This is a genomic window from Ruegeria sp. CL5, from assembly GCF_056536485.1.
Map to the genome: position 1 here is coordinate 224,748 of NZ_JBQFPS010000006.1, position 14,417 is coordinate 239,164.

Annotated in this window: 13 protein-coding genes; 7 read left to right on the forward strand and 6 right to left on the reverse strand. The window is 55.2% G+C overall.

The genetic code is table 11. The annotated features are described in order from the left end of the window. Window positions 1-98: 98 nt before the first annotated feature. The 5 genes from ACR0IU_RS12585 to ACR0IU_RS12605 form a co-directional block, all read right to left on the reverse strand. Window positions 99-1,181: an ABC transporter ATP-binding protein gene (locus ACR0IU_RS12585; RefSeq protein WP_480716485.1), complete on the reverse strand. Its 1,083-nt coding sequence runs from the start codon at window positions 1,179-1,181 to the stop codon at window positions 99-101. 3 nt (window positions 1,182-1,184) lie between these two features. Then, window positions 1,185-2,840, reverse strand: coding sequence for an alpha-glucosidase (locus ACR0IU_RS12590; protein WP_480716486.1), 1,656 nt, complete (start codon window positions 2,838-2,840; stop codon window positions 1,185-1,187). 9 nt (window positions 2,841-2,849) lie between these two features. Beyond that, a complete protein-coding gene (locus ACR0IU_RS12595) occupies window positions 2,850-3,998 on the reverse strand; it encodes a carbohydrate ABC transporter permease (RefSeq protein WP_010443334.1) in 1,149 nt (382 codons plus the stop codon). 12 nt (window positions 3,999-4,010) lie between these two features. Continuing rightward, on the reverse strand, window positions 4,011-5,018 hold the full coding sequence (locus ACR0IU_RS12600) for a carbohydrate ABC transporter permease (RefSeq protein ID WP_170476810.1): 1,008 nt from the start codon (window positions 5,016-5,018) through the stop codon (window positions 4,011-4,013). A gap of 65 nt (window positions 5,019-5,083) precedes the next feature. Beyond that, on the reverse strand, window positions 5,084-6,439 hold the full coding sequence (locus ACR0IU_RS12605; protein WP_480716487.1) for an ABC transporter substrate-binding protein: 1,356 nt from the start codon (window positions 6,437-6,439) through the stop codon (window positions 5,084-5,086). A 213-nt stretch (window positions 6,440-6,652) separates the two neighbouring features. Here ACR0IU_RS12605 and ACR0IU_RS12610 point away from each other — a divergent pair, with 213 nt between their 5' ends. Both ACR0IU_RS12610 and ACR0IU_RS12615 read left to right on the forward strand, forming a co-directional pair. Next, a complete protein-coding gene (locus ACR0IU_RS12610) occupies window positions 6,653-7,684 on the forward strand; it encodes a LacI family DNA-binding transcriptional regulator (RefSeq protein WP_480716488.1) in 1,032 nt (343 codons plus the stop codon). A 1-nt stretch (window position 7,685) separates the two neighbouring features. Next, window positions 7,686-8,996 carry a GH1 family beta-glucosidase gene (locus ACR0IU_RS12615; protein ID WP_170780698.1) on the forward strand — a complete coding sequence of 437 codons (1,311 nt, stop codon included), beginning with the start codon at window positions 7,686-7,688 and terminating at the stop codon, window positions 8,994-8,996. A gap of 6 nt (window positions 8,997-9,002) precedes the next feature. On the opposite strand, the gene ACR0IU_RS12620 is transcribed toward ACR0IU_RS12615, so the two are convergent. Continuing rightward, window positions 9,003-9,554, reverse strand: coding sequence for a ZrgA family zinc uptake protein (locus ACR0IU_RS12620; protein ID WP_480716489.1), 552 nt, complete (start codon window positions 9,552-9,554; stop codon window positions 9,003-9,005). A gap of 215 nt (window positions 9,555-9,769) precedes the next feature. Between ACR0IU_RS12620 and ACR0IU_RS12625 the strand changes: the two genes are divergently transcribed. The 5 genes from ACR0IU_RS12625 to ACR0IU_RS12645 all read left to right on the forward strand — a co-directional run bounded on the left by ACR0IU_RS12625 (window position 9,770) and on the right by ACR0IU_RS12645 (window position 14,414). Beyond that, on the forward strand, window positions 9,770-11,038 hold the full coding sequence (locus ACR0IU_RS12625; RefSeq protein ID WP_480716490.1) for an imelysin family protein: 1,269 nt from the start codon (window positions 9,770-9,772) through the stop codon (window positions 11,036-11,038). A gap of 128 nt (window positions 11,039-11,166) precedes the next feature. Then, entirely contained in the window at window positions 11,167-11,460 is a 294-nt protein-coding gene (locus ACR0IU_RS12630; protein ID WP_010443341.1) for a (2Fe-2S)-binding protein, read from the forward strand. Beyond that, window positions 11,408-11,893, forward strand: coding sequence for a bacterioferritin (gene bfr / locus ACR0IU_RS12635; RefSeq protein ID WP_010443342.1), 486 nt, complete (start codon window positions 11,408-11,410; stop codon window positions 11,891-11,893). The genes ACR0IU_RS12630 and bfr overlap by 53 nt, the downstream gene beginning before the upstream one ends. Then, complete coding sequence (locus ACR0IU_RS12640) at window positions 11,853-13,400, forward strand: di-heme oxidoreductase family protein (RefSeq protein WP_480716491.1); 1,548 nt, start codon at window positions 11,853-11,855, stop codon at window positions 13,398-13,400. Before bfr ends, ACR0IU_RS12640 begins: the two co-directional genes overlap by 41 nt. A gap of 3 nt (window positions 13,401-13,403) precedes the next feature. Further along, the gene (locus ACR0IU_RS12645) at window positions 13,404-14,414 is read left to right on the forward strand and encodes an imelysin family protein (protein ID WP_480716492.1); all 1,011 of its coding nucleotides are present in this window, start codon (window positions 13,404-13,406) and stop codon (window positions 14,412-14,414) included. The last annotated feature ends 3 nt before the right edge of the window (window positions 14,415-14,417 follow it).

The window sequence follows — 14,417 nt, forward strand, 5'->3', positions numbered from 1 at the left end:
CAGCAAAAAATTGGCACCTACCAAGTCGGGAAAACTTACGACTCCTGAGCGAATTGGATCTTACCTGACTGAGCCAAGCCCCCTTCGACCGTGTGCAGTTAGCGACGCATCGATTGTCCGTTGTGGAACAGGTGCACCTTTTCCGGGGGGGCAGTGACGGATACGCTTTGCCCTCGCAGATTGCGCTGAACTCCCGGCAGTTTAGCGATAACTGCCTCTCGCCCCTCGGGCGCTGCAAAGTAAAGCAATGTAACCTCACCCAGAGCTTCAGTGAAATCCACAACACCTGAGTAGATCGCGCCGGTCTCAGTCATCTCCAGATCTTCGGGCCGAACGCCGATATTGACCTGTTTGCCTTCATCCGCTGCCTCTGTCGGGATGGATGAGACCGCAACACCGCCGTCGTCCAGTGTTACCGTCGTCGTCTCTCCGGTCGAGGTGATAGTACCCGGCAACAGGTTCATTGCGGGCGAGCCAATGAACTGCGCGACGAATTCATTGTCAGGCGTCTCATACAATTCCAGCGGAGTACCAACCTGCGCAATTCCTTTGTTGGCCAGAACGACGATGCGGCTGGCGAGCGTCATCGCCTCAACCTGATCGTGGGTGACGTAGATCATCGTGCTGTCAGGCATCGCTTCTTTCAGACGAGCGATCTCGATCCGCGTCGCTACGCGCAGGGCGGCATCCAAGTTCGAAAGCGGCTCGTCGAACAGATAGACCTTCGGATCGCGAACAATGGCACGACCGATAGCTACGCGTTGGCGCTGACCGCCGGACAACGCCTTGGGCAGGCGATCTAGCAAGGGCTCAAGCTGCAAGATCTGCGCCGCACGTTCTACTGCGGCATCAACCTCGGCACTGGGCAACTTGGCGATCTTGAGCGCGAAGGCCATGTTCTCGCGCACCGTCATATGCGGATAAAGCGCATAGGACTGGAACACCATCGCGATGCCTCGCTGTGCGGGTGGTACGTCATTGACCACCTGCCCTTCGATCTCAAGCGTTCCGCCCGTGATCTTTTCAAGGCCCGCGATCATCCGCAGCAGAGTAGACTTGCCGCAACCTGATGGGCCGACGAAGACAATCAATTCGCCTTGCTCGATCTCGAGATCGATATGTTTCAGAACATCGACCGGCCCATAGGATTTGGCCACATCTGTAAGCTTGAGTTCCGACATGGTTTACCTCTTTTCCCGAGCCAATAGACAGAATTGAGCGGCGTTCAGCATCAACGTACCTTCCCCGCGAACGCCACCCAACATCTCCCCGATTACTTTCCAGTCGCCTTCTGGCAGTGTCACGTCCACCGGATCGTCACCCAGATTGAAGGCGCAGAAAACCTGCTCTGCTTCATCCTCGCGGGTGAAGGTCAAGACCGAACCGATTTGTGACATCCCTGTCTGCTTGCCGGACATCAGTGCCGAGTGCGCATGGCGCAAAGCAATCGCATGGCGGTAGTGGTGCAGCATCGACGCCGGGTCTTGTTCCAACCGGTCCACTGCCCGCTCAGCTTGAGTGGCACTGACCGGCAACCAGGGGCGACCCGCGCTGAACCCGGATTGTTCGTCCTGCGCGGCCCAGACCATTGGTGTGCGACATCCGTCACGGCCTTTGAATTCAGGCCAGAATTCGATGCCATAGGGGTCTTGCAAATCCTCGAACGCAACATCCGCCTCGGGCAGACCCAGTTCCTCTCCCTGATACAGGCAGGCCGAGCCACGCAGGCACATCATGAGAACAGCGTGCTGCCGGACAGCTGAATCGTCCAAACCCCAACGCGAAGCATGGCGTTGCACGTCGTGGTTCGAGAAGGCCCAACAGGGCCATGCATCACCCGCCTTGTCCTCAAGCTGGTCAAAAACCTGCTTTGCGTAAGCTGCCGTCAAAGCCCGCCTTTCAAGGAATTCGAAGGCATAGCACATGTGCATCCGCTTATCACCACTGGTGTATTCCCCCATGATCTCCAACCCGCGCTGTGCGTCACCGACCTCACCCAGACAGGCGCGGCCTTCATATTCGTCGGTCAGGGCGCGCAGCCGTTCTAGGAAGGCGATATTCTCGGGCTGGCTTTTGGAATAGAGGTGGTCCTGATGGTTATACGGGTTCACCATCGGGGCAATTGACGCGTTGCGTTGATCCATCGGCAGGCCGGGATTGTCGCGCAGCTGCGCATCGTGGAAATAGAAGTTGATCGTGTCCAGACGAAACCCATCGACTCCCAAATCCAACCAGAACCGAGCGACATCCAGCAGGGCATCCTGAACATCTTTGCAATGGAAATTCAGATCGGGCTGTGACGTGAGGAAGTTGTGCAGATAATACTGCAGACGCCGCGCATCCCACTGCCAGGCCGAGCCGCCAAAGATCGAAAGCCAGTTGTTCGGAGGTGTCCCGTCCGGTTTGGGATCAGCCCAGACATACCACTCAGATTTCGGGTTCTCGCGGCTGGCGCGGCTTTCACTGAACCATGGATGCTGATCCGACGTATGCGAAAGCACGAGGTCGATCATCACCTTCAGCCCATGCGCATGAGCCTGATCCAAAAGTTCTTTGAAATCCGCCATGGTGCCGAACATCGGATCGACATCGCGGTAGTCGCTGACGTCATAACCGAAATCCTTCATCGGAGATTTGAAGAACGGCGATATCCAGATCGCATCAACCCCCAGTGAGGCGATATAGCCAAGCCGCTGTGTGATGCCCTTGAGGTCTCCGATCCCGTCGCCATTGCTGTCCTGAAAGCTGCGCGGATAGATCTGATAGATCACCCCGCCCCGCCACCAGTCTGACGCCGCTTTGGTTGCTTCAAATGCTCTCGCGTTGGTCTGCACGTTCATCACACGCCCTTATTTTACGGAACCGGCCAGCAAGCCGCGAACCAGATATTTCTGCATTGCAAAGAAGACGGCCAACGGCACCGCGATTGAGACAAACGCCGCCGTGGCCAGGATTTCCCAGTTACCACCCCGCGTGCCCAACAGCTCGACGATACGGTTGGTCATTACCGTGGTCTGGCCACTGGCATCGATCAGGAACACTTTGGCAACCAGCAGATCGTTCCATGTCCACAGGAACTGGAAGATCGCAAAGGATGCCAGTGCCGGGAAGCTGAGCGGCAGGATAAGCTTGGTGAATATCTGAAACTCAGTCGCACCATCGACCCGCGCGTTCTCGATCAGATCACGCGGCAGCCCGGCCATGTAGTTCCGCAACAGATAGATCGCCAGCGGCATCCCGAACCCGGTATGGGCCATCCAGACACCCAGATATCCTTTGCCTATGCCGATATTGAGATGCAGCTTCAGCAAAGGGATCAGTGCCAATTGCAATGGCACCACCAACAGGCCAACCACCGCAGCAATCAGAAGCGCCCGCCCAGGGAAATCCATCCAGGCCAGCGCATAGGCCGCAAAAGCCGCAACAAGGATCGGGATGATCGTCGCCGGGATCGTCACCGTCAGAGTATTAAAGAAGGCCTTGCCCATACTGTCTGAACTATTTGCGTTGAACAGAACATGGGCATAGTTCTCGAAGGTGAATTCTGGTGGCAGAGTTGTGGTCACAAAGACCCGGGGGCCGCGCTTACCCGAAAACTCTTCGGTGTTTTCCATGCGATAGTCGCCATTGGCCTGAACCGTGATCGTCCCGCCGCGACGCAGCTCGGCTTTTTCACCCGGAGCAAAGGCATCAATCGCGCGCGAATTCACACCCCATCGCGATATGTCCGAGGCCCGTTCACCATCGAAGATATTGCCTTCGATCACATAGAGACCATCCTGCAAAACTTGCGTTTCAGGTGCAGCAGCACGCAGAGTCAGGTTTTGTTCAGACGGGAACAGTGCCCGCCACCAACCACTACTGGCAATTTGATCCCCTGTTCTGAAGGACGAAATCAACAAACCCAGCGTAGGGAATACCCAAAGTACGACCAGCAATACAACCGAGGCGTGTACGACCCATCTGAGGGCCGGACGGGTTCCTGCAATATCGCTCATATCCCCAACCTCCTACTGCATTTCTTTGCGCGCATTGCGCACGTTCCAGATCAGGATCGGTGTCACCAGCAACATGATCACCATGGCGGATGCCGACCCCACGCCCCAGTCATTGGCGCGGAACATCTTGTCGTACATGTAATTGGCCAGAACCTGCGTCTCCCACTGGCCATTGGTCATGGCAAAGACGATGTCAAAGACCTTGAGCACAACGATTGTAATGGTGGTCCAAACCACCATGATCGTGGTCTTGATCTGTGGCACTTTGATCTTAAAGAAAATCTGAAACGGGTTGGCCCCGTCCAAAATGGCGGCCTCGATGGTCTCTTCCGGGATCCCGCGCAAGGCAGCAGACAAGATGACCATGGCAAAGCCGGTTTGAATCCAGACCAGCACAATCATCAGGAAAAAATTGTTCCAGAATGGAAGCGTTAGCCAGGTGTGCGTCTCGGTTCCACCAAAGAAGATATAGATCGCGTTCAGAACGCCGATCTGATCCTGATCGGGTGGGCGCGCGTCATAGACCAATTTCCAGATCACCGAGGCACCCACGAAGGAAATCGCCATCGGCATAAAGATCAGCGACTTAGCGACATTGCCCCAACGAATGCGATCCGTGAGCTGCGCGACTAACAGGCCAAAGGCAGTGGACATCGCAGGCACAACAATCAGCCACAGCATGTTGTTGCGCATTGCCTCCCAGAATTTGGGCTCGGCGAGCATTTGGGAGTAGTTATCGAAACCCGCCCATTCGTATCCGCCACCGGCTACGCGATCGGTCAGCGAAAGGCGCAGTGTTTCGAATACCGGATAGGCAAGATAGACCCCAAGCGCGAGGATCGCGGGAAGCAGGAACAACCAGGGCCGGATCATGTTCGCGCGGTTGATATTACGCCCCGCATTAGGACCACGCGCAGGAAACAGGACCTTATCCAAGAACTGGTTGGACAGATAGAAATAGCCCACGCATCCCGACACACCGATTACGATTGTTAGCAGGCCCTGAATTGCCGGATTCATGGCGTCCTCTCCCTTGCTAGGGTTCCGGGCAACCTGAATGATAGGTTGCCCAAAGGTTCAGTGGTTTACTTGAGTGCGTCCCAGGACGACTGGATTTCGCTGGTGACATCTTCGGCGGATTTACCTCCGGTGTAGTCGACCATCCCGGTCCAGAATGTACCCGCGCCCACGGCGCCCGGCATCAGGTCAGATCCATCAAAGCGGAAGGTCGTCGCACCCAACAGAATGTCACCCAGACCACGCAGAGTATCGTCCTTGTAGGCTTCGGTATTCACGCCTTTATGCGGGGTCAGGAAACCTGTTTGCGCCATCATCACCTCATGCGCGATTGGCTCTTTCAGGAACTCCATGAACGCGCTAGTCGCATCCGAGGGATTACTAACGGCCATCAGCGTACCACCGCCTAGAACCGGGTTGCCCAAGTCTTTGTCGGCGAAAGACGGCATGTAGAAGAAGTCTGCATCGAGACCGAACTCAACATCTTCGGGGAAAAAGGCCGGAACGAACGAGGCCTGACGGTGCATGTAGCATTGCGGCGGCGATGAGAACATGCCTTTGGGACTGTCGCGGAAGTCAGTCGAGGCCACGGCTCCTGCCCCACCAGAAACCTTCGCGTCATCGCGTGCAAACCAGCCGAATTCTTCGATTGCGGCGATCACGCGTGGATCATCAAACGGTATCTCATTTGTCACCCACTGGTCATAAACTTCAGGCGGCTGCGTCCGCAGCATCATATCTTCCACCCAGTCAGTCGCTGGCCAGCCCGTGGCGGCACCCGATCCTAGACCAATGCACCAAGGTGTCTCACCGTCAGCGACGATCTGTTCAGTCAGTGCTTTCAGTTCCTCCATGGTCGCTGGCACTTCGTACCCAGCATCCTCGAAGTTCTCCGGGTTGTACCAAACCAAAGACTTGACGTTCACGTTGTAGAAGAAGCCGTACATCTGGTCATTTCCATCGGCATCTTTATAGGTGCCTAGGTCAACCCATGAATTTCCGGCCGCATAGTTGTCGCCAACCCAACTGGCCATGTCTTCACCCAAAGGCGTTAGTTGCCCTTTGGAGGCCATGATCGCCGCCAGTCCGGGCTGAGGGAATACGGCGATGTTCGGGGCGGAACCCGCTTCGGCATCGATAACGATCTGCTGCTCGAAACTGTCAGAGCCAGTGTAGATCACATCCGCGCCGGTCGCCGCCTCGAAATAGGCGGTCATGTTGTTGAAATAACCATCTTCCGGCGTCAACCAAGGACCAGCGATAGTGACGGTCTGACCGCTCAGATCAGGCGCACTTTCAGCCCAGGCATTATAGCTATCCCAGTTGAACGGCCCTTCACCAGGTGTGAAGGCCAAGTCTTCGGCATACGCGGTCCCTGCCAGCAGAGCGGTCACTGCCGCACCTGCATAAAGCGAGCGTTTCATGAATTTTCCTCCCAGACTTTACGGCGCAAACGAGATTCGTTTTCAAAGCGCTTTGGATAGATCACTTTATCCGCTAACATTCCGAGTCTGTCAACATCTCGCAAATAGTTGCTGTAAAAATGAGTTATTAGATTCAAATATCAAAACGGGTTGACGGAATCTGAAATTCCAAACAAAACAATAGGACCGTAACTTGAAAGCGCTTTGAATACTATGAACCTAAAGAAACTCTCAGAGATTCTTGGTCTTTCACAGACAACCGTCAGCCGAGCGCTGAACGGTTATCCCGAAGTGAATGAGGAAACGCGTATCCGGGTTCAGGCTGCCGCTACAAAACACGGATACCGCCCAAATAGCCGCGCCAAAGGACTGGCGACAGGGCGATCCATGGTAATTGGGCACGTGATCCCGTTCTCTTCTCAGCACGAGATGGTCAACCCGATATTTGGTGATTTTGTTGCAGGTGCTGCGCGCACTTACGCACAGAATAACTATGATATGATGTTCACGCACGCGCCTGACACCTCAGTCGAAGACTCCTATCGAAGCCTGTTCAACCGAGGGGTCGTGGACGGCGTCGTGCTTCAGGGCCCCAAAGTCAACGAGCCGCGGATATCCGTCCTGTCGCAAATGGGGGTGCCGTTCATTGTACATGGTCGTTCTACGGGTGCCGACGTTCCTTACGACTGGATCGACGTGAACAATCAGCGCTCATTCGAGAGGGCAACACAATTTTTAATTGATCTCGGCCACCGGCGCATTGCACTGATCAACGGGCTGGAAGAGATGGACTTTGCTCAGCGCCGTCGGAATGGATACGTCTCAGCATTAAAACACTCAGGAATTGAGATTGCGCCGGATCTGTTGCGCAGCGCCGAGATGACAGAAATTTACGGGCATCAAACCGCCTGCGACATGCTGGATCTGAACGATCCGCCGACGGCCATTCTGGCCTCGTCAATCATCTCAGCCGTTGGTGTCCGGAGGGCCCTGGAAAATCGCGGCCTGAAAATGGGACGAGATATTTCAGTCATCGCGCACGATGACGAACTGTCCTACATGCGCAACGGCATAGATGTACCGATATTCACCGCCACACGGTCCTCGGTCAGACATGCCGGAGAGTTGGCTGCTGAAATGCTGATTGGACGGATCAACGCCCCCAACGACCCACCCAAAACGCGCCTGTTAGAGGCCGAGCTTGTTGTTGGCAGCTCAACCGGTCCAGCACCACAAAGGATGTGAAATGAAACACAAACGCTCGGATTTTCCGGTCGATTTTCAGTTTGGCGTTGCAACGTCGGCCTACCAGATTGAGGGTCATGCTCAGGGTGGCGCAGGAAAGACCCATTGGGACAGTTTCGCGGCCACTCCGGGAAACGTCGTCAACGCTGAAAACGGCGATTTGGCCTGCGACCACTACAATCGATATGAACAGGATTTGGATCTGATCCAGGACGCTGGGTTCGACTGCTATCGTTTCTCGACCAGCTGGGCTCGAATCTTGCCCGAGGGACGCGGGCCAGTCAATCAACAAGGCCTTGATTTCTATGATCGTTTAGTTGACGCCCTACTTGAACGCGGAATCAAACCCTGCGCAACGCTGTATCACTGGGAACTCCCCTCGCCGCTTGCTGACTTAGGCGGCTGGCGAAACCGAGATATCGCAAATTGGTTCGCTGATTTTACAGAAATCATCATGGGCCGTATCGGCGATCGCATGTTCAGCGTGGCATCCATCAACGAGCCGTGGTGCGTAAGCTGGCTCAGTCATTTCGAGGGCCAACATGCCCCCGGCCTGCGCGATATCCGCGCCACCGCCCGCGCCATGCATCATGTCTTGCTTGCCCATGGTCGCGCAATCGAGGTTATGCGTGGATTGGGCATGTCCAATCTGGGTGCGGTGTTCAATCTGGAATGGTCGGAACCTGCCGATGATAGCACCGAAGCACATTCTGCGGCGGCCCTATATGACGGGATCTACAACCGGTTCTTCTTGAGCGGGGTCTTTAACAAATCCTACCCCGAGAATGTTCTGGAGGGTTTAGCACCGCACCTACCCAAAGGTTGGCAGGGCGATTTTGAGACCATCGGCAGTCCGGTCGATTGGTGTGGGCTGAATTTCTATACGCGCAAGCTAATTACACACTCCGACTCGGCCTGGCCCGCTTTAAAAGAGGTTCCAGGCCCGCTGCCCAAAACGCAGATGGGGTGGGAAATTGATCCTGCGGCGCTTTCGCGATTTCTGATCCGAACTGCACGCGATTACACGGGCGATCTATCGATATATGTCACTGAAAACGGTATGGCGAGCGCTGAGCGCCAACAGGATGAAGACCGAATTGATTATCTGGATCAACATCTGGCTGAAGTACGCCGGGCTTTGGATCACGGTGTGCCGATCAAAGGATATTTTGTCTGGTCGTTGCTGGACAATTACGAATGGGCGCTGGGGTATGAAAAACGCTTCGGACTGGTCGATGTAGATTTCAAAACGTTGGAGAGAACACCCAAAGCATCATATTTTGCCTTGAAAAACGCGTTGACGCAAAGCTAACGCACTCTAGTCCTGCAGGGTCAGCACCGGCTGATCGCGATACACCGTATAGCTGAAGGCACCTTCGACCGAAATCAAACTGACGTCCAGTTTCTGAGCGTCGGGAAATAATTCAAAATAGGTGAACCGGATCGACGTCACCAAATCTATTTCCTCGCATTCCAACACATAGTCCGCTTGAAATTCGGCGTGTTCCCTGGTGTGATTTTCGGTTTTGTCATCCACTTGCCCAAAACCAACCCCAACAAGGGCCACATTCGCAGACGCGGTTTCGCATCCAGCTTCTGATGGCAAATTGAACAACCTCAACGGTTCTGAGAGATCCGAGATCGCGGCCGCAACTTCTGCCCGTTCTTCGTCGTTTTCTGCTGAGTGCTCAAAGCCCACAACATCCATGCCCGGGGCCGCAAGAATCACGGTGAACTCATTACTATCCATTGATATTGCCACTCGCCCAACACTGTGGGTATGCGCTTCGACCGCAGCCAACTTTTGAGCCATTGGTATGGTTGGCAAGAGCATTAACAGTACTGCCGCGCATTTCATCTCAAACACCATTAAACAAACAAATCTCGTATTATTTTAGTCTAATTACCCTCCTGCGCAATTGGCTTACATGCATTTCAACCCCACCAGATATGGGGAGGCAAATTCAGACTTTATATCCGACAATAAAAGTCAGGTTGACTTTGTTGACTAATTAACTCAGATATTTCCGCGTCCACCCCGTAACTGTACGGGAACCGAACCCGTTGAGAAGGAATGAATTCCAAATGACCAAATTGTTCACTGCGACCAGCGCCCTTACGTTGTGCATCGCAAGTGCAGCTGTCGCCGACGCCCCGTCTAAAGCAGATATTCTGAGCACCTATGCCAACATCGCGGAAGCCAAGTTTGACGACAGCCTGATTGCCGCGAAGAAGCTGCAAGCTGCCGTCAACGCTCTGATCGCTGACCCGTCTGATGCCACGCTGAACGCCGCCCGCGCCGCATGGGTCGCCGCGCGCGTGCCTTATCAGCAGACCGAGGTTTATCGCTTTGGCAACGCTATCGTCGACGACTGGGAAGGCAAAGTGAATGCCTGGCCATTGGACGAAGGCCTGATCGACTATGTGGACGCGTCGTACGGAAGCCCGAGCGATGAGAACGAGTTCGCCGTGCTGAACGTCATCGCCAACCCCAGCTTTGAACTGTCTGGCGAAACCATCGACGCCAGTGATATCACTCCGACCCTGTTGTCGGACACGCTGCACGAAGCTGACGGGATCGAAGCAAACGTCGCGACCGGTTATCACGCCATCGAATTCCTGCTTTGGGGCCAGGACCTTAACGGTCATGAGGCGGGCGCAGGCAACCGTCCTTACACCGACTATGTAGACGGTGACGTCTGCACTGGCGGTAATTGCGATCGTCGGGCCCAGTATCTGAGCGCCGCAACCGATCTGCTGATCAGCGATCTGGAATGGATGACGGCCCAGTGGGCTGAAGGCGGTGATGCGCGTGCCGCACTGGCAGCAGACGAGACTGCCGGTGTAAGTGCAATCCTGACCGGCATGGGCTCGCTGTCCTATGGTGAACAGGCGGGTGAACGCATGCGCTTGGGCCTGATGCTGAACGATCCCGAAGAAGAGCATGATTGCTTTGCCGACAACACCCATAACAGCCACTATTACGATGGTCTGGGCATCCAGAACGTGTATCTGGGAAGCTACACCCGCATTGATGGCACTCCGGTATCTGGTGCATCGTTGTCCGATCTGGTTGTCGCAACCGATCCGTCGTTGGATGCAGAGATGAAAGCCAAGCTCGCGAGCACCATGAAAGCTTTGGGCAACATCAAGTCGACTGCCGAGGCTGGTTTTGCTTATGATCAGATGCTGGAGCGCGGCAACGAAGGCGGTGAAGCTCTGATCATGGGTGGCGTGAATGGACTGATCGACCAAACCAAAACCATTGAACGTATCGTGACTCTGCTGGAACTTGACCAGATCGAGTTCGAAGGCTCGGACAGCCTGGATAATCCTGACGCGGTATTCCATTAAACGCCATGGCCGGGCGCGATGGAATTGCGCTCTGCCCCTTCTACGAAATGGGTGTGGCGTCTTGACACTGGACGCAAAACTATAAACCAACTATTTCACTAAGAATAACGAAATCAGGCTGAGTCGCCATGATTATATGCCACTGCACCAATATCTCAGACCACGACATCCGCGCCGCGATCAGCTGGATGCGCACCGCAGACCCGCAGACCATAATCACCCCTGGCAAGATCTATCATGCCCTTGGTAAATCAGCGGATTGCGGCGGATGTATGCCTCTTTTCCTAGACACAATGCGTTCTGACGATAATCTGGAAGTCCCCATGCAGCTTCGAACATTGCGGTCCGGAGCATCACAGGAGAAGTCACATGAAAGGCGATCCCAAGGTTATCGAATATCTAAACAAATCACTGCGGCATGAACTGACGGCTGTTAGCCAGTACTGGTTGCACTATCGCCTGCAGGAAGATTGGGGGCTTGGCCATATGGCTAAGAAAAGTCGCGAAGAATCCATCGAAGAGATGGAGCACGCGGACAAGCTGATTGAACGTATTATTTTTCTCGAAGGTCACCCCAACCTGCAAAAACTTGATCCATTGCGGATCGGCCAGACACCCAAGGAAACTCTTGAATGCGATCTGGCAGCCGAAATTGATGCAAGAGCTCTTTATAAGGAAGCGCGCGAGTATTGCCGGGATGCCGGCGACTACGTGTCGATGTCTCTGTTTGAGAAATTGATGTCCGATGAAGAGGACCATATCGACTTTCTCGAAACGCAGCTCGACCTCTATGAAAGGATTGGCGAAGCCAACTATGCGCAACTCAACGCATCAACCATGGACGAGGGCGAGTAGGCTCGCCCTGGCATCGGTGGCCGCACTGTCGGCCACCCCCTCCCTCGCGACCGAGCTAAGGGACCCACATCTAAACTTCATTCCCAGAACAGACGAAGAGCGTGCGCGGATTGCTGCGGTGACAGCCTCACCCGAAAAGTTCAGTGCACCCCAGCGGTTCGAAGAATTATCTGCTGGCGCGGCGACTGTACGCGTTCGTACCGATGCCGATGCGTTTTCTCAGCCCTCCGCCAACATCAGTTTCGAACAGGAACTGGATTTCAAAGTAGGCAATGGATTGTTCAAGAAAATCTGGGTCTCATCGCCCTCCTCAACACTGGCTTCAGATGGGTTGGGCCCGCTTTATAACGCCCGCTCGTGCCAGCGGTGCCACATCAAGGATGGGCGCGGCCATACACCTAATGGACCGGATGACAACGCCATTTCGATGTTTCTACGGGTCTCGATTCCTGGCAACCCAGAGGATGCTCCTGCCGAGATTGAGGACTATATCGCCACCTTGCCCGACCCGAATTATGGCGGGCAGATGCAGGATTTCGCACTGGCCGGCCATCCGGCAGAATATCGGTTGAGCATCACATACGAAGAAGTCCCAATCGAGCTGTCCGAAGGTGAAATTGCTTCGCTTCGCCGCCCGACCTACCATGCGGCCGACTTGGGGTATGGCCCATTGCATCCCGACGCCATGCTCAGCCCCCGAGTTGCGCCGCAGATGATCGGCTTGGGATTGCTCGAATCCATCCCGGTTGAGGACCTGTTGGCACGGGCCGATCCTGATGATGAAGATGGCGATGGGATATCGGGACGACCGAACATCGTGTGGTCGTTAGAATTTGGCGAACCGATGATGGGCCGCTTTGGCCACAAAGCCGGAATGCCTACGGTGATGGAGCAATCATCGGCGGCCTTCGCGGGTGATATTGGCATTTCTAGCCCGCTTTACCCTGCCCCCTTCGGCGATTGCACCGAGCTGCAGACCAACTGCATGGATGCCCCGCACGGTGACACTGATGTGCGCGGGTTTGAGATTGACCAAATCGGCATGGATCTCGTCGCTTTTTACAGCCGCAATTTGGGTGTCCCCGCCCGGCGTGAAACTGATGATCCAAAGGTTCTGCGCGGCAAAGAAGTATTCCACACATCTGGCTGTGCCTCTTGTCACACACCTGCCTATGTTACCCATCGAATGCCCGACCGACCCGAACACAGTTTTCAATTGATCTGGCCCTACACTGACCTGCTGCTGCACGACATGGGTGAAGGACTGGCCGATAACCGCCCCGAGGCCCGCGCCACGGGCCGTGAATGGCGTACTCCGCCGCTGTGGGGGATTGGATTGACAGAACGTGTCTCGGGCCACACCCAATTCCTGCACGACGGTCGGGCACGCTCTCTGCTCGAGGCGGTCTTGTGGCATGGCGGAGAGGCCCAAGCCACCCGCGACACGGTTGTATCAATGCCCGAAGCTGACCGTGATGCGCTGATCCAATTTCTAGAGAGCCTATAGTTGATGCGAAGCCTTACCCTATTCACCGCTTTATTGATCCCATTCGGCGCCTATGCGCAGGATCGCGCTCCGATTTTGATGGATGTGACTGAAACACATATCCTGCCGCGCTTTGCGCAATTGGCGGATGCGACTGACACCTTGGCCACCACCGTGCAGGCCGATTGTGAGCCACAATCGGATACCCTACGCGCAGCCTATTCTGCAGCATTCGATAGCTGGATCTCAGCCAGTCATTTGCGGTTCGGTCCAACCGAGACGGATGACCGGGCCTTTGCCATGGCCTTCTGGCCCGACACAAAAGGGTTCACACCAAAAACCCTTTCCCGGCACATCAAAGACGAAGACACAGCTGTAGAGTCGCCCGCCGCATATGCCGAAACGTCGATTGCCGGCCGCGGTTTTCTGGCGCTTGAACGAATGCTGTACGATCCAGCCATGGCCGAACAAGGCAACTTCGCCTATCGCTGCGCGCTGATCCGCGCCATCGCTACCGACATTGATCGGAATGCAGATGAGATGAACGCCGATTGGCAGAGTTTCGCACCAAATCTAACCCAGCCGGATGACAACAGCCCCTATCGCACGGGCGATGAGGCGATGCAGGAACTGTACCGGGCGCTGACAACAGGCCTCGAATTCACCGCTGATACACGGCTCGGTCGCCCCTTGGGTACATTCGAACGTCCACGTCCAAACCGCGCCGAAGCGCGTCGGTCAATGCGATCATTGCGTCATGTGGAGCTATCATTGATCGCGCTAAGCGATTTGGCCGCCCGCCTGTCCTTCGACCACCCCGAAATCGCAGCTGATCTTGATACAGCCTTTGCACAGGCAATAGATCGGGCTCAGTCGCTGGATGACCCCGCCTTTGCCAAGGTCGACACACCGCAGGGCCGCATCCGGGTCGAAGCGTTGCAACAATCGATCCACAAGATTCGCGAGATCGCCTCAACCGAGCTTGGTCCAACGCTCGGCATCAGTGCTGGCTTCAACTCACTGGACGGAGACTGAACT

What these genes read in the sequence shown, in the direction of transcription:
- ACR0IU_RS12585 (WP_480716485.1), bottom strand. Translation starts at nt 1,181, where the DNA reads ATGTCGGAACTCAAGCTTACAGATGTGGCCAAATCCTATGGGCCGGTC.
- ACR0IU_RS12610 (WP_480716488.1), top strand. Translation starts at nt 6,653, where the DNA reads ATGAACCTAAAGAAACTCTCAGAGATTCTTGGTCTTTCACAGACAACC.
- ACR0IU_RS12640 (WP_480716491.1), top strand. Translation starts at nt 11,853, where the DNA reads ATGCGCAACTCAACGCATCAACCATGGACGAGGGCGAGTAGGCTCGCC.
- ACR0IU_RS12645 (WP_480716492.1), top strand. Translation starts at nt 13,404, where the DNA reads ATGCGAAGCCTTACCCTATTCACCGCTTTATTGATCCCATTCGGCGCC.
- ACR0IU_RS12605 (WP_480716487.1), bottom strand. Translation starts at nt 6,439, where the DNA reads ATGAAACGCTCGCTTTATGCAGGTGCGGCAGTGACCGCTCTGCTGGCA.
- ACR0IU_RS12590 (WP_480716486.1), bottom strand. Translation starts at nt 2,840, where the DNA reads ATGAACGTGCAGACCAACGCGAGAGCATTTGAAGCAACCAAAGCGGCG.
- ACR0IU_RS12615 (WP_170780698.1), top strand. Translation starts at nt 7,686, where the DNA reads ATGAAACACAAACGCTCGGATTTTCCGGTCGATTTTCAGTTTGGCGTT.
- ACR0IU_RS12595 (WP_010443334.1), bottom strand. Translation starts at nt 3,998, where the DNA reads ATGAGCGATATTGCAGGAACCCGTCCGGCCCTCAGATGGGTCGTACAC.
- ACR0IU_RS12620 (WP_480716489.1), bottom strand. Translation starts at nt 9,554, where the DNA reads ATGGTGTTTGAGATGAAATGCGCGGCAGTACTGTTAATGCTCTTGCCA.
- ACR0IU_RS12625 (WP_480716490.1), top strand. Translation starts at nt 9,770, where the DNA reads ATGACCAAATTGTTCACTGCGACCAGCGCCCTTACGTTGTGCATCGCA.
- ACR0IU_RS12630 (WP_010443341.1), top strand. Translation starts at nt 11,167, where the DNA reads ATGATTATATGCCACTGCACCAATATCTCAGACCACGACATCCGCGCC.
- bfr (WP_010443342.1), top strand. Translation starts at nt 11,408, where the DNA reads ATGAAAGGCGATCCCAAGGTTATCGAATATCTAAACAAATCACTGCGG.
- ACR0IU_RS12600 (WP_170476810.1), bottom strand. Translation starts at nt 5,018, where the DNA reads ATGAATCCGGCAATTCAGGGCCTGCTAACAATCGTAATCGGTGTGTCG.